Raw genomic sequence first — 18,616 nt, forward strand, 5'->3', positions numbered from 1 at the left:
ACGGTGTCGTGGCGGGCGTCAGGCGCCTGCCGCGGCCTCCTGCGGGGCGCGGGTGCCGAGCAGGGCCAGGCAGTTCGCCCACAGGGGGCTGAGCCGCCGGGTGTTGTTGTAGAGCTTGGCGAACAGCACCTGCCCCTCCAGTTGTGCTACCACCGCCCGTGCCGCTTCATGGCTGTCGAGGGTGGTGACCTCCTCGCGCTCACGAGCCTCGGTGATGACCGACTCGACCATCTCGACCTGCGCGTCGAAGATCTCCTGCAGGCGGGTGCGGATGGGCTCGGTGTGGTTGCTCATCTCCAGGGTGAGGTTCCCGAACAGGCAGCCGGACACGGTGCCGCAGCTCTGCTGGCCGGCGCGCTGGTCGGCCTCCGTCTCCTCGAACAGCCGGTACAGCCGCCGCAGGGGTTCCTCGTCGCTGTTCAGGACGCGTGTCCAGGCGCTCTTCTGGGCGTCCCAGTGTTCGTCGAGCACGGCCAGGGCGAGGGCTTCCTTGGACGCGAAGAAGTAGTAGAAGCTGCCCTTGGGCACGCCGGCCGCCTTGCAGATCTCGGCCACCCCCAGCGCCGAGTAGCCGCGCAGCTCGATGAGCGACTGCGCGGCGCTGAGGATCTTTTCCCTGGCGTCGCTGGTTCGTCCCATGACGCAATTGTACGACCGGTCGACTATCTCTGACTGCGGTCGCGTCCGTGCGGTGAAACCGTCTGATCGGGTGGTGTGGAAGCACGAGCTCCGGCGGCGGGGCGAGGGCGTGCCGCCACGGGATGCGCGTGAGCCGTTCCGGCGGGGTGGCGGGTCTGTTGGGGTGGGTACATCGCCACGCTCACGCAAGCGGGTGACGGGGGAGCCTCCATGACCGAACTGCCCAGCGAGGACGCACCGACCGACGCCGGGTCCCAGCCGGAGGCCCGGCCCGGAGCCCGGCCCCAGGCCCAGCCCGGAGCCCGGCCCCGGGTCCAGCCCGAGGTCCGACCCGAGGACCAGCCCAATGCCCGACGCGGGCCCCAGCGCCATCCCAAGCCTCAACCCGGCTCCGGGGCTCAGCCCAGTCTCCACCCCGGTCCCGGGGCACAGCCGAAGCCTCAACTCGGCCCCAGGCTCCAGCCCGGGGCCGAGCCCGGGGCCGAGCCCGAGCCCGAGCCCGGGGCCGAGCCTGAGGCCGGGGCCGGGGCCGAGCCCGAACCCCACCTCGGTCCTGCGCCCGGCCCGTATCCCGGCCTCGGTCCTGCGCCCAACCCCCACCCCGGCCTCGGTTCTGCCCTCAACCCCAACCCCAACCCCCACCCCGTGCCCGAGCCCGTGCCCGAGCCCCAACCCCAGCCCGGATCCCCGCCCTACCCCCCATCGCCCCGCGTAGAGTTCGCGGAGCTTCTGGAGGCGGAGTTCGTTCGTCGGTGGCCAGGGCGCTCGGCGGGGCTGGACGCCGTGCACCGGTACGCGATGGTCCCGCCGGGCAAGCTCCTGCGGCCCTCGCTCGTGCTGCACGCGGCGCTCACGGTGGGTGGGGAGCTGGACGCGGTGCTGCCCGCCGCGGTCGGTATCGAGGGGGCGCACGTCGGCAGCCTCCTGCACGACGACATCATCGACCGCGACACCGAGCGGCGCGGTCGCGCGGCCGTCCATACGGAGTTCGGACCCGCCCAGGCCGTCGTCGCGGGCAACGCCCTGTTCTTCTCCTGGTTCGCGGCGCTTTCCGAGTGCCGCCGCCTGGGAGTGCCCGCCGACCGTGTCGCGCGCGCCGTGGCCGTGCAGGCCGAGGCCGGGGTGGCGATCTGCCGGGGCGCCTTCGACGAACTGGCGATGCGCGGTGACCTGGAGCTGGGCATCGACGCGTATGTGGCGATGGCCCGGGCGAAGACCGCCGTGCTGCTGGCGGCCGCCTGCCGCGTGGGCGCGATCCTCGGCGGTGGCGACGCCCCGACCACGGAACTGCTCGGCGACTTCGGTGACCACCTCGGGATCTGCTTCCAGATCCGCGACGACGTGCAGCCGTACGACCCGATCGCCGCGCGCGCCATGGGCAAGCCCTCCGACAGCGACGTACGCAACCGCTGTCCCACGCTGCCCGTGCTGATCGCCCACCGCCGCGCGGACCCCGAGAGCCGCGCGGCGCTGCGCCACGCCCTGCTCGACGAGACCGAACCGGCGCTCGCCCTGTGCCGGATCCGCTCCGTGCTGGAGCGGACCGGAGCCCTGGACACCGCGCACGCGATGGCCGACGACTACGCGCGCAGGGCCCGTGAACTCCTCACCCGGTTGCCCGCCACCGCCCACGTGGCCCACGTCCGCGCCCTGGCGCTCCTCACCCGACCGGCGCACTGAGGCGTACCGGATCACCCAGGAGCCTGAGAGGGACGCCTGCGCGGAACGACCTGGAGGCATGATCGCGCGTTCAGGATCCGTTCAGGCTGCGCCTGCCACGTTGATCGGTGTGGCGCGCAGGAATGCGCGACACTGAGCCGATGGACACGCGCCCTCCTTCGGCCGTGGCCTTGGGGGGACGTCGTGCACCCCCCAGGAGCAAACGTTGGACAAGACGGAATTCGTCGCCGCGCCCCAAGTCGCCGACCCCGGCACCTCCGTGATGAAGAAGCTGCCAGAGGTGACCCTGGCCTTCTGGATCATGAAGATCGCCGCGACGACACTCGGCGAGACCGCGGGCGACCTGTTCGCGCAGACCCTCAAACTGGGCTACTTCCTGACCACGATCCTGCTGTTCCTGGTCTTCGTGGTCACGCTGGTCGTACAGCTCAGGTCGCGCCGGTACAACCCCTTCTTCTACTGGACGGTGATCCTTTCCACCAGCATGGCGGGCACCACGATGTCCGACTTCATGAACCGTGACGCCAGCGCCGAGTACCTCTCCGACGGGGCCACCTCGCTGGGCTGGGGTCCGCAGGGCCTGGGACTCGGGTACCCCGCGGGCGCCGCGATCCTGATCTCGCTGCTGGTCGTGATCTTCACCGTCTGGAAGTTCACCGGGATGACGTTCGTCATCCGCGACATCGTGACCTTCCGGGCCGAGGCCCTGTTCTGGTCGGCGATCCTGGTGTCGAACACCCTCGGCACCTCGATGGGCGACTTCCTGTCGGACAGCTCCGGGCTCGGTTACGCGGGCGGCGCGCTGCTCGTCGCCGGGCTGCTCGCGGTCCTGGTCGCGCTGATGCGCGTCCCCGCGGTGCCGAACGTGGTGCTGTTCTGGATCGCCTTCGTCCTCACCCGCCCGCTCGGCGCGACCGCGGGCGATTTCCTCACCAAGCCGACCGCCAAGGGTGGGCTCGACCTCGGTACGGCGGGTTCGTCGGCCGTGCTGTTCGCGCTGCTCGTCGGCCTCATGGGCTACGCCCACCTGCGCGAGCGCAGGACGCTCGCCACCTGAGATCCCTCCGCTACCCCGGCAGGCTCTCGCCGAGCAGGCGGAGCAGATCGCCGGTGGCGTCCAGCGCGCCGAGCGCGGGCAGGGCGCCGAGGGTGAGGACGGCCACGCCGATGGGCCACAGGTTCGGCGGCGGGGCCGTCTGCAGGGCGGCGATCCGGCGGGTGACCGCGTGCTCGGAGAAGCTCAGGGCACAGCCCGGCCGGGCGCGTTGGGAGACGAGGGCGGCCCGGGCGAGGGCGCGGGCGGTGGTACGGCGGTCCCCGACGCGCCGGGCGGCCTCCTCGTCGGCCCAGCGCTCCACCAGGAAGGCGACGGTGGTGCGCACGGGCGCGAGCACCGGGTTGGCGGCGGCGGCCAGGGTCACCGCGGTCGACAGTACCGAGTGGCGGTGGGCGAGATGGGCGCGCTCGTGGGCCAGCAGTACACGCCGCTCCGCCGGTTCCAGCGCGCCGAGCATGGCGGCCGTGACCAGGATCCGGCCCGGCGTGCCGGGGATCGCGAAGGCCCGGGGCGTCGGGGAGGCGGCGACGATGAGTTCGCTGTCGGGCGGATGTCCCTCACACAGCCGCTCGAGGACGCGGCGGGTCGCGTAGTGGGCGCGCAGAGCGCGAACGAGCCGGAAGCCGATCAGCCACAGGAGCAGGATCGCGGCGACCGCGATCGCCATGGGGACCGGTTCGGGCAGCCGCCGTCCGTCCTCGCCGGCCTCCATGGCCACGTGCGGCGCCTCGTTGACCAGGGTGGCGGCGAGCAGGAGCAGCGCCCAGGTGGAGGCGGTGGCGGCCAGTACGGCGGCGATGGTGAGGACCCGGGCGGCCAGCGCGGGGGAGACCTTGAGGCCCACCTGCGGCGCGACGGCCGTCAGCAGCAGCGGCAGGATGAGGGGGATGTAGACGTCGATCCTCACATCCCGCTCCCCCCGAGGAGATCCCGCAGGGCCTCTTCCTCGTGGGGGCTCAGGCCGGTGACGAACTGCTGGAGGGCCGCGATCGGGTCGGGTCCCCGGTCGAGCGCCTCGTGCATGGCCTCGGCGGTCAGTTCGGCGGCGTTCTTGGCGGGCCGGTACGCGCCGCGTCGGCCGTCGACGTCACGCAGGACCAGACCCTTGTCGTACAGGCGTTTGAGGATGGTGTGAACGGTGTTGTAGGCGAGGTTGCCGCCGATCTCACCCTGGATGTCGGCAGGGGTGAGGGCCTCGTCGGTGGCCCAGAGGGCGGCGAGGACCTCGCTCTCCAGCTCGCCGGCGCTGCGTCGTTCCGCTCTGCCATGGGGGCCTGTGCGAGCCATGTCCGTCACCTTACAGCGTGTAGGGGTGCGGGGGTGGTGGGGCGTACGAGTGCGCCCAGGGGCGGTATGAGGGCGTGCCCCCCGGGCCGCATCCCTGACATCCTCTGCGTCCCCGCTCGATCCACGGTAACTTGGCCGTGTTTTGCGCAACTTCCTGCTCCACCCTACGTCTTGTAGGGTGGAGGGCCCTACAGATTGTAGGGTGAAGGGTGGATGATGGCCAAGACTGTGAACCGTCCGTTCGTCGGCGCCGATCGCTCCAGTCCGACCTCGACGGGACGCATCTCCGGACGGCCGCACGGCCAGCAGTGGCTGGCCCTGCTCGCGGGCGCCTTCACCCTGGCCCAACTGATCCTCGTACGGCCGGGCATGGGGCTCGGCTGGGACGAGACCGTCTACGTCAGCCAGGTCGGCTCACACGCCCCCGCCGCCTTCTTCAGTGCCCCGCGCGCCCGCGGAGTGTCGCTGCTGGTGGCACCGATCGCGTCCTGGTCCTCGTCCACCGCCCTGCTGCGCGTCTATCTCGCGGTGCTCTCCGGACTCGGCCTGTTCGTGGCGCTGCGCGTCTGGCGCGGACTGTTTCCGATGCGGGTGCTGGCGGCGGCGGGCGCCCTGTTCGCCACGCTCTGGGTGACCCTCTTCTACGGCCCGCAGGCCATGCCCAACTACTGGGTCGCGATCGGCGCTCTGGCCTGCGTCGGCTGCTTCCTGCGCGCCCAGGCCGACCGCTTCGACCGGGCGGCGCTGTGGGGTGTGGGCCTGAGCGCCGCGCTGATGGCGTGGATGCGTCCCACCGACGCGGTCTATGTGACCCTGCCGCTGTTCTTCCTCGTCGTGTGCGTACGCCGCTGGTGGCGCCCGAGGCTGCTGGTGGCGCTCGTCGCGGGCCTGGTCGCCGGCGCGGGCGAGTGGGTCGTCGAGGCGTACGTCAGCTACGGCGGCCTGGCCCAGCGGCTCTCCGACGGGTCCAGCATCCAGGGCGGCCTGGGCTGGAACATAGCCTTCGGCGACCAGATGCGCAGCCTCGGCGGGCGCGTCCTGTGCCGTCCCTGCACCGGGGCGATGCCCGCCCCGCCGGTGATGCTGTGGTGGTTCGCGCTGCCCGTCGTGGCCGTCCTCGGAGCGGTGATCGCCGTCAAGGCCCGGCGCGGGGTGAACAGCCTGCTGCTCCTGGCCTGCGCCGCGATGGTGGGCTTCCCGTACCTCTTCATGATCGGATACGCGGCGCCGCGCTTCCTGCTGCCCGTGTACATCCTGCTGGCCATCCCGGCCGCCGACGCCCTGATCCACCTGGCGACCGCGCCCGGCGGCGGTCGGCGACCGGTGGCCGCCACCCTGGTGGCGCTCGGCCTGGCCGGGCATCTCGTGGTGCAGTTCGCGGTGCTGGAGCACACCGTGCACGGCACCACCGTCTCCCACCAGGACTGGGCCGACACCGCGACGCAGCTGCACCGGCTGGGGGTGAAGCCGCCCTGCATGCTGACCGGCTACGAGGACGTCCCGATCGCCTTCTACACCGGGTGCTCCTCCGTCGACACCGTCGGCCACAACGCCAACACCACCGCCGACGCCATAGTGCGGGCCGGACAGCGGCTCCCGGTCGGCGTGCTGACCACACCGGGCCAAAAGCCACCCGCGTACGCCAGCACGTGGGAAGCGCACCGCGTGGGCCAGCTGATGGTGTACGTCGCCCCCGCCGTCCAGGCAGGCGGGTGACATGACCATCCTTCCGCCCGGCGCCCCGACGACAGCCGCGAGCAGGCGGGTCTCCCTGCATGCCGCGGTGACCCTCGCCATGGTGGTGGGCGCGGTCTGTCTCGGCTGGCGCCACTGGCCGGTGATCGAGACCGGCGCCGGCCGGCTGGCCGTCGCCGACCGCGGCTGGCTGCTCGTGGCGGCCGTCGCCACCATGGCGACCTGGGTGTGTTCGGCGCTCGCCCAACAAGGGGCGGTGACCCGGCCGTTGCCCGTCCGGCGGCTGGTGGCCGTGCAGTTCGCCGCCTCTGCCGCCAACCATGTGCTGCCCGCGGGCCTCGGCGCGGGCGCGGTCAACCTCCGCTTCCTGACCCGGTGCGGTCTGCCGGTCGTCCGGTCGGCGACCGCGCTCGGCGTGAAGGCCACCGCCGGGGCCCTCTCGCGGGGCTTCCTGATCGCCGTGCTCGCGCTGGCCTGCCCCGGCCTGCTCCGCCTGCCGCACATCTCGGCGACGGCGGTCGTGATCGCGCTCGCCGTGCTGGTCACGGCCGCGGTACTGCTGCGCGGACCGTTGCGGCGCGCACTGCGGGCCGTGCTGGCCGACGTCCGCGCCGTGCACGAGGTCCCGGCGCGCGCGGCCGCGCTGTGGGGCGGCTCGCTGGCCTTCGCCGCGCTGCACGCCACCGTGGTCGTCGCGGTGGCCCAGGCCCTCGAACTGCCGCTGCCCCCGGCCCAGGTGGCGCTGGCCTACCTCGCCGCGAGCAGCGCCGCCGTGCTCCTGCCCACGCCCGGTGGGTTCGGTTCCCTGGACGCGGCGCTCGCCGTGGCCCTCACGCTGGCCGGAGCGCCGGGCAGAGCGGCGGCGTCGGCAGTTCTCGGCTACCGACTGCTGACGGTGTGGCTGCCCCTGATCCCGGGGCTGCTGGCACTGGCCGTACTGGCCCGCCGCAAGGTCCTCTGACCCTTCGGCGCGGCCCCGCTGTCGGCGCTCGCCGAATGCCTTGGCGTCTCAGGGCGGTTCAAGCCGGTAACCGTGCCCCCGCAGGGTCGTGATGCGCGGTGTCCGGGACGGACGGGACGCCGTGTCCGTCAGCCTGCGGCGCAGTCCCGCCATAGTGACGTCGAGGGTCTTCGTCGAGCCGAACCAGTTCTCGTCCCACACTTCGGCCATCAGTGTCTCGCGCGAGACGGCCGCGCCCACGTTCCGGGCGAGCACGGCGAGCAGTTCGAACTCCTTGGGCCGAAGCGGGATCTCGTCCTCGTGCAGGGTGCAGCGGCGTGCCGTGATGTCGACGACCATGTCGCCGAGCCGGATCGGCTCCTGCGGCGGCTCGGCGATGGCCCGGCGGCGCAGATGGGCCCGGAGCCGGGCGAGCAGCACGGTCAGACTGAACGGCTTCACCAGGTAGTCGTCGGCCCCGGCATCGAGCCCCGCGATGACGTCGATGTCGTCGGTGCGGGCGGTGAGGATCACGATGAGCAGCTCGGGAAAGCGGGTGCGCAGCGTGCGGGCCACGTCGAGACCGTCCATGTCCGGCAGCCCCAGATCCAGCAACAGCACGTCGTACGACGACCGCGCGGACTCCGCGAGAGCGCCCGCGCCGGTCCGGCTCCACGTCGGCGCGTAGTCGTTGCTGCGCAGGCCCGACTCCAGATGACGGCCGATCGTGTCGTCGTCCTCGACGACGAGGACACGGAGGCGGCTGCGGTCCGGTGCGGCGGGCGTTCGCATGAGGGGCAGCGTAGAGCCGGCGGAGCGCGTGAAGCCGGAGGGAACGTTCACAGGTCTCGGAGTTCCTCCACCGCGGGTCGCCCGGCGGCCCGGCGTACCCCGTTCAGGGCCGCCACCAGCACGGCTGCCGCCGCCGCGAGGGCCGTCAGCGTCAGATAGCCGCCCGGGACGGCGAGACTGGCCGGCGGTGGGTCGAAGACACCGGTCAGGACCTTGACCAGCATCTCCGACAGCGCCCAGCCGATCAGCGCGCCGCCCGCGAGGCCCCCCACGGTCAGCAGGATCGCCTCGGTGAGGACCATGCCCCGCAGCTGCCGGGGCCCGGCGCCCAGCACGGTCGCGATGGCGAAGGTCCGGCGGCGTTCGGCGAGCCCGAGCGCCAGGACCAGCCCGCCCGCCCCGGCCGCGAGCAGCACCGCGAAGGCCAGCTCGATCCGGGTGAGCCCGGCCAGATCCACGGAGGTCAGGCTGGTGCCGACGGTGCCACGGGTCTGGGTGAGGTCGGTGACGGTGGCACCGGTGCCCAGCCGGTGACGCAGCCGCGCCGCGACCTGCTTCTGGTGCGTACCACCGGTGTCCAGCAGGAACGCGCCCACCGCGTCGCTGCCGGTCGCCTTCGCCACGTACGAGGCGTTGGCGACGAAGAAGCTGTCCTTCGGCGCGGTCGGGAACTCCTTGGCGACGCCCACGTAGTGGAAGGGCACCGTGCGCAGCGCCTTGGTCCGGGCGTCCTGGATCCGCAGGTTGACCGTGTCGCCGGGCGAGAGCTGGAAGTCGTTGACGGTCTCCGCGCTGACCAGCAGCCCGTCCGGCCGCTGAGCGAGCCGGTTCATGAGGGTGCGGGCGCCGCCGCCGGAGAAATACGCGTCCTGGAGGGAGGTGGCCGAGGCGATCGAGCCGGGGCGCACCCCGTAGAGGTCCTGGAGGTCGGAGCCGACGTACGCGAACCGGTGCTGGAGCGGCTCGACCCGGCGTACGCCGGAGATCTTCAGCGCGCCGGCCGCGCTCGGCGGGGTCTGCGCGCCGGGCGGTTCGGTGACCGTGACGTCGGCGCCGTTGGTGAGCCGTGCGTCGACCTCGGCCTGCTGCCGGTACGTCGAGTTGAAGGTCGCCGTGGAGATCGCGAACGACACCGCGAGCGCCAGCAGCACCACCGAGCGGGCCAGGGGACGGCGGCGCCGGGAGAGGACGGCGGCCGTTGTCCCCGCCAGGTTCGAGGCGAGCGGCCGCGACAGCCGGGTCAGTACGGGACGGCCGTACGTCAGCGCGAGGAGTGTGAGCCGCCACAGCAGCAGGGCGGCGCCGATCCACAGCAGCGCCGGGCCGAGGAACGCCCAGTACGACACGGAGATGCTCGGCACGCCCTCCGGGGCGAGCACCAGGGCGTACTGGTTGCCGGACGAGGCGCGGAAGACCAGCCAGGAGCAGATCAGCAGGACGAGGTCGAGGCCGTACCGCATCCACCACACCGAACCCGGGCGCCGCTCCTGCCTGCGGGTGTCGGCGACCGTCACCGTGCGCAGATCGCGCAGCGCGGGGACGAGGACCGAGCCCGAGGCCACGGCGGCGCCGAGCACGAAGGCGAGGGCGTACCAGAGGATCCACGCGCCCCCCGTCGTCCCGAACGAGGCCGATCCGAAGGCGACACGGCCCGTCAGCGCGGCGATGCCGAGCCCGGCGACGCCACCGGTGACGGCCACCAGGGCGGCTTCGAGGCCGGAGAGGGAGGCGATCCGGCGGGGGCGCATGCCGCGCAGGCGCAGCAGGCCCTGCTCCTGGCGGCGGCGTTCGCCCCCTGCCGCGGCGACCGCGGCGGTCAGCGCGGCGGCAAGGATCGCGCCCGGCACACCGAGGAAGAGGAAGAGGATCTGCGCGTACAGCGCGTCCTGGCGGGCGGAGTCGAGGGCGGCGCCGAGGTTGTTGCCGACGATCACACCGCCCGAGGAGCGGGCCTCCAGGTTGTGGGCGGCGCGGGTCACGGAGGTGAAGGCGGAGGCGGGGTCGGAGGGAAGCCTCGCGTTGCGGGCCGCGTGGATCTGGGTGGTGGCGGGGGCGTGCGCGGTGACGGAGGCGAAGACGGCGGAGGGGAGCAGGACGACGTTGTCCGGGGGCGCGGTGGGCTGGGTCTGGCCGGGGGCGCCGACCCGCTGGAAGAGGGAGTCGGCCTGCGGGAGGTCGACCACGCCGTCCACCCGGACCTGGCGCACGGCGGTGCCGGGGAGCCGGATGGCGACGGTGTCGCCGGGGGCGACGTGCAGGTTGGAGGCGGTCTGCTGGGCCAGCAGGACGCCGGCGGTGCGGCCGGTGAGCGGGCGGATCTCGCCAGGGAAGGCCTGCTGATAGCCGTCGGGGAGGCCGAGGAGCATACCGGGGCCGGTCGTCTGTGTGCTGCCCTGCACGGTTGCCGCGAACGCGCCGCTGTGCGCGAAGCCGACCGGGAGGGCCGTCCTGATGCCGGGTGTCTTCCGCACCAGGGACAGGGAAGCGCCCGGGTCGGCGCCGGGCTGGACCTCGACCTGCCAGTCCACGGCGACCGAGCGCAGGGCACGCTGTGTCATCGTCGCCTTCGACGCGGTGAGGAAGGAACCGAGCGAGGCGATCAGGGCCACGGCCAGGGCGATTCCGGCCAGAGCGGCCAGCAGCCGGCCGGTACGGTGACGGGCGAGACCGCCCGCCCAGGCGGTGATCATGACGCTTCTTCCGTCGTGTCCTGCGGGTCCCCGGTGGTCTCCGCCGTGAGCAACCGGCCGTCGCGCATGGTCAGCCGGGTGCTGAGTCGTGCGGCGACCGCCGGGTCGTGCGTGGTGACGACGAGGGCCGCACCCGTACGGTCCGCCGCCGTGAGCAGGGCGTCCAGGACATGGCCGCCGGTGGCGTGGTCGAGCCGTCCGGTCGGTTCGTCGGCGAGGATCAGCCGTGGAGCCTGGGCCAGGACGCGGGCGACGGCGACGCGCTGGGCCTGGCCGCCAGAGATCTCCTCCGGCAGCCGTTCGGCGAGGTCTTCGGCGCCGACCTGGGCAAGGGCCGCGAGGGCTGTTCGCCGTGCGTCGGGGTCCGGCACCCCGGCCAGCACCAGCGGCAGCGCGGTGTTCTCGACGACGTCGAGGGCGGGGATCAGGCTGTCCCCCTGGAAGACCAGTCCGATGCCACGCCTGATGTCGGGCTCGGGAGCCGACCTGCGATCGTCGGGCTTCGTGCCGGGGCCGATGTCCCGCGGACCGGTCAGGGCGGGCCAACCGACGGTCCCGCTGGTGGGCTGTTCGAGTCCGGCCAGCAGATGCAGCAGCGAGGACTTGCCCGACCCGGAGGGGCCGATGATCGCCAGCCGGTCCCCGGCCCGCACTCGCAGGTGCGCGCCGTGCACCGCCACGACCGCGTTCGCGCCCCGCCCGAAGGTGAGAGCGGCGTCCCGGCAGGCGACGAGTACGTCGCCTGGGACGGCCGTCGGTTCATCCGGAGACATCGTGGGCCCTCCCGTCGTCCAGCGCGATCACCCGGTCGGCGACGCGTACGGCCTCCGCGCTGTGCGTGACGATCAGTACCGCGCAGCCCAGCGCGGCGCGGTCGCGCAGCATCTGGAGGATCAGTCGCTCCGTGCCCCCGTCGAGCTCACCGGTCGGTTCGTCCGCCAGCAGGACGGCGGGGGAGTTGGCGAGGGCGACGGCCAGCCCGGCCCGGGCCAGCTCACCGCCGGACAGCTGACGGGGCAGCGCGTGCGCCCGCCCCGCGAGCCCCACCTCGTCCAGCAACTCCCGTGCGGACACGGCGGGACGACCGCCTACGGCGCTGTGTGCCAGCCGGACGTTGTCGCGCACGCTCAGGTGGGCGACGAGGTTGCGGGTCTGCAGGAGTACGCCGATGTGCTGGGCCCGCAGCCGGGCGCGCTCGGTCTCCGGTCGGTGGCTGATACGTACGCCGTCCACCCGCACCTCGCCGCCGGAGGGCTCGTCCAGACCGGCCAGGCAGGACAGCAGCGTGGACTTGCCCGCGCCGGAAGGTCCGACGACGGCGACCGTCTCGCCGCGCCGCACCCGCAGGGACACCCCGCGCAGCGCGAGTGTCTCCTCCTCGCCGGCCCGGAAGAAGCGGTACAGCTCCCGGGCGGTCAGGGCGTCGTCGTGGGATGCCTCGTGGGTGCGGACGGGTGCGGTGCCCGGCCGGATCGGCATGGCGCTCACGGTCACTTCCACGAGAAGGAGTCGGTGACGATGCGCCACGGGTCCACGTTGTCGGCGTTCACGGGCCCGGACAGGGTGAGGTCCACCTCGTGGCCCTGCCGGTAGAACGCGTACCGCTCGAAGGCGTCGCGCACGACCTTGCCGGTGACCGGGTCCGCCGCGGAGTCGCCCTGGTACTTCAGCAGCACCGCGCTCCCGGCGTGCCGGTTCACCTGCGACACCTTGGGTCCGTCGAACTTCGGTACCTGGCCGCGCAGTCGGGGCACGACCGTGGAGCCGACCGAGGTGACCGTGGGCGCCGAGGAGGCGGACGCGGTGGCGATCTCGACGCGGTTCAGCTTGTCCGTGAAGACGGTCGTACCGCCCTGGCCGGTACGGGCCCAGCCCTCGGGCACCTTCACCGTGAAGGCGCCCCCCGACGGCCGGAAGGCGACGTACGCCTGGTTGTCGGGGATGTCACCGGGCGGATTGGACTCGGTGGGCGCCGGGGCGGCACCGGCACCGGCCGTGGTGGTGGAGGCGGAGCCCGGGCCGGAGGTCGCGTGCGAGGCGGCGGGGGGCCCGGAACTCGAACCGGAACACCCGGCGGTCACCGCCGCGGCGAGTACGAGCCCCACGACCCCGAGACTACGGACGGTACGTACGCGTGCCATGGCCACTGCCCTCCTGGCAACCCCTGCCGCACCGGTGCGGATCCGACCGGACGGTCATGGCACCGACGGTAGGAGCCGCCCGGTTAACGCCCCGCACGGCGAGGGTTAGACGACGGCAAAAGCGCGTGGCCGCCGCGCCTGATCCGGTGGCCGCCCCGCATCATGAGGGGCATGAGACAGCGTGTCGTGCGGGTGGCCGTCACCGCGGTGCTGGTCGCGCTCGTCCTCCTCGCGATCCCGCTCGCCCTCGCCGTCCGGGCCACCCTCTACGCCGACCAGCGGGACTCCCTCGAACGGGCCGCCCTGGCCGCCGCCGTACGCGTGAACCCCGACTACGCGACCGGCGACCCCGCCGAACTGCCCCCGCCGGGACCGGGCGAACGCCTCGGCCTGTACGACCCGAAACCCCGGCTGCACACGGGCACCGGGCCCCGCAGCGGGGACACGGCGGTCCGCCGTGCGTTCCGTGGTGTCATCGCGCGGACCCAGAGCGGGGGTGAGCTCGTGGTCGCCGTGCCCGTCTCGCACGCCGAGCAGGTCATCGGTGTCGTACGAGCCTCCTCCGCCGTGTCGGCCGTCAGGAACCGTGTCCTGGTGGACTGGGCGGTCCTGCTCGGCGCGGCCGTGTTCGCGCTCGCCGTCGCCGTCCTCGTCGCCCGGCGTCAGGCACGGGCGCTCGCCGCACCGCTGGAGGACCTCTCCCGGCACTGCCGCGCCGTCACCGAGGGCGACCTGACCGCACGGGCCGCGCCCAGCACCATCGCCGAGATCGACCAGGTCGCCCGCACGCACAACGACATGCTGCACAGCCTCTCCGAACTCCTGCGTCACGAGAAGGACTTCACCGCCAACGCCTCCCACCAGCTGCGCACCCCGCTGACCGGGCTGCAGCTCACCCTGGAGGCGGGGCTCGCGCAGGACGACGCCCGGCTGCGTCCCGCACTGGAGGAGGCGCTGGACGCCACCCGGCGGCTGCACGACACGGTGGAGGAGGTGCTGCGGCTCGCGGGCTCGCCCGGCCCGCCGGGCGCCGTCGTGCCCGACCGGTCGGTGGTCCACCTCCTGGCGGAGACCGACGCCCGGTGGCACGGTCTCTTCGCCCAGGAAGGCAGGCGCCTGGACTGCGGCGTCCAGGACATCCCGGGCGACGTCCTGGTGCCTGGCGGGCCCGTCGCCGAGATCCTCGGCGTCCTCCTGGACAACGCCCGTACGCACGGCCGGGGCAGCGTCCGCGTTACGGTCCGCGACCTCGACGACGCCCTCGCCTTTGACGTCGCCGACGAGGGAACGGTCGCCGTCGAGCCGGAAGGACTGTTCGCGCGTGGACGGACCAGCGGTCGCAACGGCGGTACGGGCATCGGTCTCGCCCTCGCCCGCGACCTGGCCGTGTCGCTCGGCGGCAGACTCTTCCTGGCGGGCGGCGACCCCACGACGTTCACACTGCTCGTCCCCGTCGTCCCTGCCGCCCCCGCCACCCGGTAGTCAGAATGTGATCAGGGCCCCGTCGGCAGGGTCGGGCCTCATGACTGACACTTCTGAGACGCCCGGGGCCTATGTCCGCAGTGGAGCGGCCCCCGGCCACCACCTCCGCTGGAACAAGGTTCCCGAGGTCACCGAGTACTTCTGGATCATCAAGGTGCTGTGGTTGCTGATGAGCGCGCTGCTCATAGGGGTCCTCGTCGTCCAGTTCCGCACGAAGGCCGACCGGCCCGGCGTCTACTGGTCCGCCGTGGCCCTCATCAGCGTCGTCGGCACGCTGATCAGCGACAACCTCACCGACAACCTGGGCGTGTCGCTGACGACCTGTACCACCGTGTTCGCCGTCGCCCTCGCCGTCGTCTTCGCCCTCTGGTACCGCCGCGAGGGGACGCTGTCCATCCACAGCATCGACACGGTGTCCCGCGAGGCCTACTACTGGCTACTGGCCGGCCGTGCTGTTCACCTTCGCACTGGGCACCTCGGCCGGCGACCTGGTCGCCGAGAAGATGGCCCTCGGGTACTGGGTCTCCGCGATCCTGTTCGGCCTTGCCATCGTCGCGGTGGCGGTCGCGCACTTCGCGCTCGGCCTGAACGCCGTGCTGAGCTTCTGGATCGCGTACATCCTGCCCCGCCCGCTGGGTGCCGAGCGGCAGCTCAGCCTCCAGTAGCCGCCTCCAGCGGGGATGACGTGCTCAACCCGCGGGAAGCGTGACCACGAACGTCGCGCCGGAGGTGTGCCGCCCGTCGTGGTCCACCTCCGCGCCGGCGGAGCGGGCCAGGCGTCGCGCCAGCGGCAGCCCGAGGCCCGCTCCGCCGTGTCCGTCCTCGGGATCGGCGCGCCGACCGGGCTGGAAAAGCTGTGCCGCGAACGACGCCGGTACGCCGGGACCGTCGTCCCCGACCTCGACGCGTACGCCGCCGGGCTGAGCGCGGGCCAGGATCTCGACCCGGGCGCGCGCGTGCCGCAGGGCGTTGTCGAGCAGCGGGCTGACGATGCGCTCCAGAAGGGCGTCCGGCACCCCGGCCGACAACTGCGCGTCCGGGACGGTGACGACGACTTCCACGCCCTCCATCGTGGGGCCGAGGCGGTCCACCAGGCGGTGCAGCACCGGCAGCACGTCGGCTGTGCCGGGCGCGGTGGCCGTGCTGTCGCGGGCCTCGTCGAGCAGGGTGTCGCAGATCGTGCGCATGGACTGGGCCGCGTCGGCGATCGCCGCGTGCGTGGCCTTGGTGTCGGCGTCGGAGCGGGGGCGGGCTCCCCACCAGTCGAGCTCGGCGATGATCCGGGCGAGCGGGTTGCGCAGCTCGTGCGACAGCTCCCGGGTGAGCTGCTGTTCGTGCCGCAGCAGCGCGCGGATGCGGTCGAGGAGGGCGTCCAGCGAACCGCCCAGCTGGGCGAGTTCGGTGGGGCGGGTCACGGAGCCGAAGCGCTCCTGGGAGGCTATCGCGCTCCACTGGGTGGCGTGCTCGGTCATCGAGCGCACGGGACGCAGGGCACGGCCCACCGCCAGCCGCGTCAGCGCGTACGTGCAGGCGAGCATCGCGGCGTCGAGGGCGAGGGACGCGAAGAGCATCGTGTCGGCCGAACTGCGGTACGGGGAGAGGTCCAGCGCCGTGACGACGGCAGCGGCGCCCTTGCCACCGGGCACCGGGCGCGAGCACAGCCGTACCTCGTCGTGACTGTGCACGGTGACGCAAGTCCGGGCGTCGCGCGCCACGAGCCGGCCGGCGGCGCGGGTCAGCGGGCTGGTGGTCGTGGCGGACGAGGGCTTCTCGAGCAGTCGGCCGCCCGAGTAGATCCACACGTTCGTGTCGAGGAGCTCCTCGCCCGGGGTCTCCAGGACCCGCACCCGGGAGCCGTCGGTGACGATGGTCGCGGTGACGGCGGCGGCCCGGGTGCGCAGCTCGTCGTCCGCCTGGTGCTGAAGGTGACGGCGTACGACCGTGTTGAACGCGACCGTGAGGATCACCATCAGGATCGTCGCCGTGGTGAGCGCGACCAGGGAGAGCCGGCCCCGCAGGGTGCGCGGCCACCATCGTGAGGCGAACGCCCTCATGACCGTGCCTTCGCGCCGGCTGACCGGGCCCTCGTGGCACCGGCTGACAGGGTCTTCATGACAGCCGGTGGCCGATGCCGCGCGCCGTGGTGATGGTCAGCGCGCTGCCGCCGTCCCGGAGCTTGCGGCGCAGCCGGGTCAGATACTGGTCCAGCGTGTTGTCGCTGACCTGAGCGCCTTCCGGCCAGCCGGCCCTGATCAGTTCCCGCCTGCGGACGGTGTCCCCGGACCCCGCCATCAGCGCCGCCAGCAGCCGGAACTCCGTCGGGGTGAGGCCGACCCGAGTGCCCTGGACGGTGAGGCTGTGCCCGACCGGGTCCAGGACCAGGTCCCCGGCCGTGGTGGCCGGGAGCGGTCCGCTGCGCTTGAGCGCCGCGCGCAGCCGGGCGGCCAGCTCCGTCAGGTGGAACGGCTTGGGCAGATAGTCGTCGCCGCCGGCCGAGAAGCCCGCCAGCCGGTCCGTGAGGTGGTGATGGGCCGTCAGGAAGATGACGGGCGAGAGGAAGCCATTGGCTCTGATCGCCTGGCACACGTCCCGCCCGTCCGCGTCGGGCAGCCCGACGTCCAGCACGGCCGCGTCGACGTCGTCCCCGGCCAGCCGCAGCGCGGTCGCCCCGTCCGGGGCGGGCACGGTGTCGAAGCCCTCGTCGCGCAGCCCGCGCAGCAGGACGTCACGCAGGGCGTGGTCGTCCTCGACGACCAGGATCGTGTGCCGCATGGTCCTCCTTCAGCAGATCCGGAAGGCTGCTTGCCTGTTTCCCGTAGCCGTAGCCGTAGCCGTAGCCGTAGCCGTAGCCCTGGGCGTGGCCGCGGCCGTGGCCGTGGGCCTACGCCGAGACCAGCAGCGGCCGCAGCCGCGAGTCCGTGAGCCGGCCCGCCAGCGGGTCGGAGAGTCTGCGCAGAAGGGTCGTCAGCAGCATCGCGATCAGCGTGCCGACCAGGACACCGGCGACCACGTCGTGCGGATAGTGCGCGCCGACCCAGACCCGGGACACGGCCATCAGACAGGCGGCCAGCAGGGCGATGGTGCCGAGGCGACGGGAGACGTAGAGCAGGGCCACGGCGGCCGCGGCGGCGATGACCGTGTGATTGCTGGGGAAGGACCAGTCGCCCGGCGCCGGACACGCCTCCAGCGTCTTCACGTGCAGGCTCTGACAGGGGCGGTCCTCGCGGACGACCATCTTGAACAGCGAGTTCACCCCGAACGCCACGACGACGATCACCGGCACCGCGAGCGCGAAAATCGCCGTCTGGGCGCTGCTGCGACGGGCCTGCCACCAGCCCACGAGCATGAGAACGGCGAACAGCGCCAGCCCGTACGTCGACCAGGCGGACACCAGGCTGTCCAGCCAGGACGGGGCGTCATGGGCGAGATTCACCACGTAGGTGTAGGCGGAGCCGTCGATCGACGACCCGTTGAACGCGAGCATCATCCCTGGGCGCCCTTCTCCGCGATCGTGGCCGCGGCCTTGCGGGAGCGGCGGAACTCGGCGGCCAGCGGGATCAGCGACACGATGACGATCACGGCGATGATCGGGAGCAGATAGCGGTCGACATTCGGAATCGACGAGCCCAGTGCGTAGCCCGCGAGGGTGAGGCCGATGCTCCAGACGAGACCGCCGACGACCTGCCACACGGTGAACGTGCGGGCGGGGACCTGGAGGGCGCCCGCCATCGGGTTCAGCACGGTGCGTACGACCGGGACGAAGCGGGCCAGCACGATCGCCTTCGCGTGGCCGTACCGCTCCAGCAGCTCCTCGGCGCGCTTGGCCCCCTCGTGCAGCCGGGGCGAGCCGCTGCGGGCGAGCAGAGCGCCGCCCGCCTTGCGTCCGATGAGATAGCCGCACTGGGAGCCGGCCAGCGCGCCCACGGCGGCGCAGACCAGGAGCGGCCCCAGGGACAGCTTCAGGCCGCCGTGGCCCGACCCCGTGCACAGCAGGCCCGCCGTGAACAGCAGCGAGTCACCGGGCAGGAAGAAGCCGATCAGCAGCCCGGTCTCAGCGAACATCACCACGCCGACGCCCAGCACACCGAAGGCGGCGAGCAGGGACTGGGCGCTGAGGATGTTCACCGCTAGCTCCGACCCGAGCTGTGATCCGAGCTGTGACGCTGCGAACAAAGGTGCGGCCATCGCCGGGAGCCCTCTCATACTGGACGGG

At 72.8% G+C, this 18,616-nt stretch carries 17 protein-coding genes and 1 pseudogene; 6 read left to right on the forward strand and 12 right to left on the reverse strand.

What is annotated here, in order from left to right; all coding sequences use genetic code 11:
- Positions 1–18: 18 nt before the first annotated feature.
- Positions 19–639 (reverse strand): TetR family transcriptional regulator, encoded by a 621-nt coding sequence (locus tag ACFZDJ_RS23040; RefSeq protein WP_391061069.1) that lies wholly within the window; start codon positions 637–639, stop codon positions 19–21.
- Between the two features lie 210 nt (positions 640–849).
- On the opposite strand from ACFZDJ_RS23040, the gene ACFZDJ_RS23045 reads away from it, so the two are divergent.
- Both ACFZDJ_RS23045 and ACFZDJ_RS23050 read left to right on the forward strand, forming a co-directional pair.
- Positions 850–2,319, forward strand: coding sequence for a polyprenyl synthetase family protein (locus ACFZDJ_RS23045; protein ID WP_391061071.1), 1,470 nt, complete (start codon positions 850–852; stop codon positions 2,317–2,319).
- Positions 2,320–2,524: 205 nt separating this feature from the next.
- A complete protein-coding gene (locus tag ACFZDJ_RS23050; RefSeq protein WP_390929854.1) occupies positions 2,525–3,376 on the forward strand; it encodes a hypothetical protein in 852 nt (283 codons plus the stop codon).
- A gap of 10 nt (positions 3,377–3,386) precedes the next feature.
- Here ACFZDJ_RS23050 and ACFZDJ_RS23055 read toward each other — a convergent pair whose 3' ends face one another.
- Both ACFZDJ_RS23055 and ACFZDJ_RS23060 read right to left on the reverse strand, forming a co-directional pair.
- Positions 3,387–4,283 carry a M48 family metalloprotease gene (locus tag ACFZDJ_RS23055; protein WP_391061073.1) on the reverse strand — a complete coding sequence of 299 codons (897 nt, stop codon included), beginning with the start codon at positions 4,281–4,283 and terminating at the stop codon, positions 3,387–3,389.
- Positions 4,280–4,663, reverse strand: coding sequence for a BlaI/MecI/CopY family transcriptional regulator (locus ACFZDJ_RS23060; RefSeq protein WP_390929851.1), 384 nt, complete (start codon positions 4,661–4,663; stop codon positions 4,280–4,282). Before ACFZDJ_RS23060 ends, ACFZDJ_RS23055 begins: the two co-directional genes overlap by 4 nt.
- Positions 4,664–4,879: 216 nt before the next feature.
- On the opposite strand from ACFZDJ_RS23060, the gene ACFZDJ_RS23065 reads away from it, so the two are divergent.
- Positions 4,880–6,379 (forward strand): hypothetical protein, encoded by a 1,500-nt coding sequence (locus ACFZDJ_RS23065; RefSeq protein WP_391061677.1) that lies wholly within the window; start codon positions 4,880–4,882, stop codon positions 6,377–6,379.
- Position 6,380: 1 nt separating this feature from the next.
- Positions 6,381–7,319, forward strand: a complete 939-nt coding sequence (locus tag ACFZDJ_RS23070) for a lysylphosphatidylglycerol synthase domain-containing protein (RefSeq protein ID WP_391061075.1) — start codon at positions 6,381–6,383, stop codon at positions 7,317–7,319.
- A 48-nt stretch (positions 7,320–7,367) separates the two neighbouring features.
- Here ACFZDJ_RS23070 and ACFZDJ_RS23075 read toward each other — a convergent pair whose 3' ends face one another.
- The 5 genes from ACFZDJ_RS23075 to ACFZDJ_RS23095 are packed head-to-tail and all read right to left on the reverse strand — an operon-like array spanning position 7,368 to position 12,921.
- Positions 7,368–8,090, reverse strand: coding sequence for a response regulator (locus ACFZDJ_RS23075; protein WP_390929848.1), 723 nt, complete (start codon positions 8,088–8,090; stop codon positions 7,368–7,370).
- A 47-nt stretch (positions 8,091–8,137) separates the two neighbouring features.
- Positions 8,138–10,780, reverse strand: a complete 2,643-nt coding sequence (locus tag ACFZDJ_RS23080; RefSeq protein ID WP_390929846.1) for an FtsX-like permease family protein — start codon at positions 10,778–10,780, stop codon at positions 8,138–8,140.
- Positions 10,777–11,553, reverse strand: a complete 777-nt coding sequence (locus tag ACFZDJ_RS23085; protein ID WP_390929844.1) for an ATP-binding cassette domain-containing protein — start codon at positions 11,551–11,553, stop codon at positions 10,777–10,779. Before ACFZDJ_RS23085 ends, ACFZDJ_RS23080 begins: the two co-directional genes overlap by 4 nt.
- The gene (locus ACFZDJ_RS23090; RefSeq protein WP_384910728.1) at positions 11,540–12,259 is read right to left on the reverse strand and encodes an ABC transporter ATP-binding protein; all 720 of its coding nucleotides are present in this window, start codon (positions 12,257–12,259) and stop codon (positions 11,540–11,542) included. Before ACFZDJ_RS23090 ends, ACFZDJ_RS23085 begins: the two co-directional genes overlap by 14 nt.
- Positions 12,260–12,270: 11 nt before the next feature.
- Entirely contained in the window at positions 12,271–12,921 is a 651-nt protein-coding gene (locus tag ACFZDJ_RS23095; protein ID WP_384910515.1) for a hypothetical protein, read from the reverse strand.
- Between the two features lie 171 nt (positions 12,922–13,092).
- Between ACFZDJ_RS23095 and ACFZDJ_RS23100 the strand changes: the two genes are divergently transcribed.
- Both ACFZDJ_RS23100 and ACFZDJ_RS23105 read left to right on the forward strand, forming a co-directional pair.
- Entirely contained in the window at positions 13,093–14,403 is a 1,311-nt protein-coding gene (locus ACFZDJ_RS23100; protein ID WP_391061078.1) for a histidine kinase dimerization/phospho-acceptor domain-containing protein, read from the forward strand.
- A gap of 40 nt (positions 14,404–14,443) precedes the next feature.
- Positions 14,444–15,044: pseudogene (locus ACFZDJ_RS23105) on the forward strand (hypothetical protein); the annotation flags it as partial.
- Between the two features lie 48 nt (positions 15,045–15,092).
- Here ACFZDJ_RS23105 and ACFZDJ_RS23110 read toward each other — a convergent pair.
- The 4 genes from ACFZDJ_RS23110 to ACFZDJ_RS23125 form a co-directional block, all read right to left on the reverse strand.
- Positions 15,093–16,457 carry an ATP-binding protein gene (locus ACFZDJ_RS23110; RefSeq protein WP_391061080.1) on the reverse strand — a complete coding sequence of 455 codons (1,365 nt, stop codon included), beginning with the start codon at positions 16,455–16,457 and terminating at the stop codon, positions 15,093–15,095.
- A gap of 55 nt (positions 16,458–16,512) precedes the next feature.
- Entirely contained in the window at positions 16,513–17,175 is a 663-nt protein-coding gene (locus ACFZDJ_RS23115; RefSeq protein WP_390929838.1) for a response regulator, read from the reverse strand.
- Between the two features lie 109 nt (positions 17,176–17,284).
- Positions 17,285–17,890 carry a phosphatase PAP2 family protein gene (locus tag ACFZDJ_RS23120; RefSeq protein ID WP_384910503.1) on the reverse strand — a complete coding sequence of 202 codons (606 nt, stop codon included), beginning with the start codon at positions 17,888–17,890 and terminating at the stop codon, positions 17,285–17,287.
- A complete protein-coding gene (locus ACFZDJ_RS23125; protein ID WP_384910500.1) occupies positions 17,887–18,588 on the reverse strand; it encodes a DedA family protein in 702 nt (233 codons plus the stop codon). Before ACFZDJ_RS23125 ends, ACFZDJ_RS23120 begins: the two co-directional genes overlap by 4 nt.
- Positions 18,589–18,616 lie beyond the last annotated feature (28 nt).

This window comes from Streptomyces sp. NPDC007896, assembly GCF_042959425.1.
GTDB lineage: Bacteria > Actinomycetota > Actinomycetes > Streptomycetales > Streptomycetaceae > Streptomyces.

Bases quoted from the DNA above. Each gene is read 5' to 3' on its own strand.
- ACFZDJ_RS23060 (WP_390929851.1), bottom strand. From the start codon at position 4,663: ATGGCTCGCACAGGCCCCCATGGCAGAGCGGAACGACGCAGCGCCGGC.
- ACFZDJ_RS23115 (WP_390929838.1), bottom strand. From the start codon at position 17,175: ATGCGGCACACGATCCTGGTCGTCGAGGACGACCACGCCCTGCGTGAC.
- ACFZDJ_RS23125 (WP_384910500.1), bottom strand. From the start codon at position 18,588: ATGGCCGCACCTTTGTTCGCAGCGTCACAGCTCGGATCACAGCTCGGG.
- ACFZDJ_RS23085 (WP_390929844.1), bottom strand. From the start codon at position 11,553: ATGTCTCCGGATGAACCGACGGCCGTCCCAGGCGACGTACTCGTCGCC.
- ACFZDJ_RS23120 (WP_384910503.1), bottom strand. From the start codon at position 17,890: ATGATGCTCGCGTTCAACGGGTCGTCGATCGACGGCTCCGCCTACACC.
- ACFZDJ_RS23070 (WP_391061075.1), top strand. From the start codon at position 6,381: ATGACCATCCTTCCGCCCGGCGCCCCGACGACAGCCGCGAGCAGGCGG.
- ACFZDJ_RS23045 (WP_391061071.1), top strand. From the start codon at position 850: ATGACCGAACTGCCCAGCGAGGACGCACCGACCGACGCCGGGTCCCAG.
- ACFZDJ_RS23110 (WP_391061080.1), bottom strand. From the start codon at position 16,457: ATGAGGGCGTTCGCCTCACGATGGTGGCCGCGCACCCTGCGGGGCCGG.
- ACFZDJ_RS23065 (WP_391061677.1), top strand. From the start codon at position 4,880: ATGGCCAAGACTGTGAACCGTCCGTTCGTCGGCGCCGATCGCTCCAGT.
- ACFZDJ_RS23075 (WP_390929848.1), bottom strand. From the start codon at position 8,090: ATGCGAACGCCCGCCGCACCGGACCGCAGCCGCCTCCGTGTCCTCGTC.
- ACFZDJ_RS23095 (WP_384910515.1), bottom strand. From the start codon at position 12,921: ATGGCACGCGTACGTACCGTCCGTAGTCTCGGGGTCGTGGGGCTCGTA.
- ACFZDJ_RS23100 (WP_391061078.1), top strand. From the start codon at position 13,093: ATGAGACAGCGTGTCGTGCGGGTGGCCGTCACCGCGGTGCTGGTCGCG.
- ACFZDJ_RS23040 (WP_391061069.1), bottom strand. From the start codon at position 639: ATGGGACGAACCAGCGACGCCAGGGAAAAGATCCTCAGCGCCGCGCAG.
- ACFZDJ_RS23090 (WP_384910728.1), bottom strand. From the start codon at position 12,259: ATGCCGATCCGGCCGGGCACCGCACCCGTCCGCACCCACGAGGCATCC.
- ACFZDJ_RS23080 (WP_390929846.1), bottom strand. From the start codon at position 10,780: ATGATCACCGCCTGGGCGGGCGGTCTCGCCCGTCACCGTACCGGCCGG.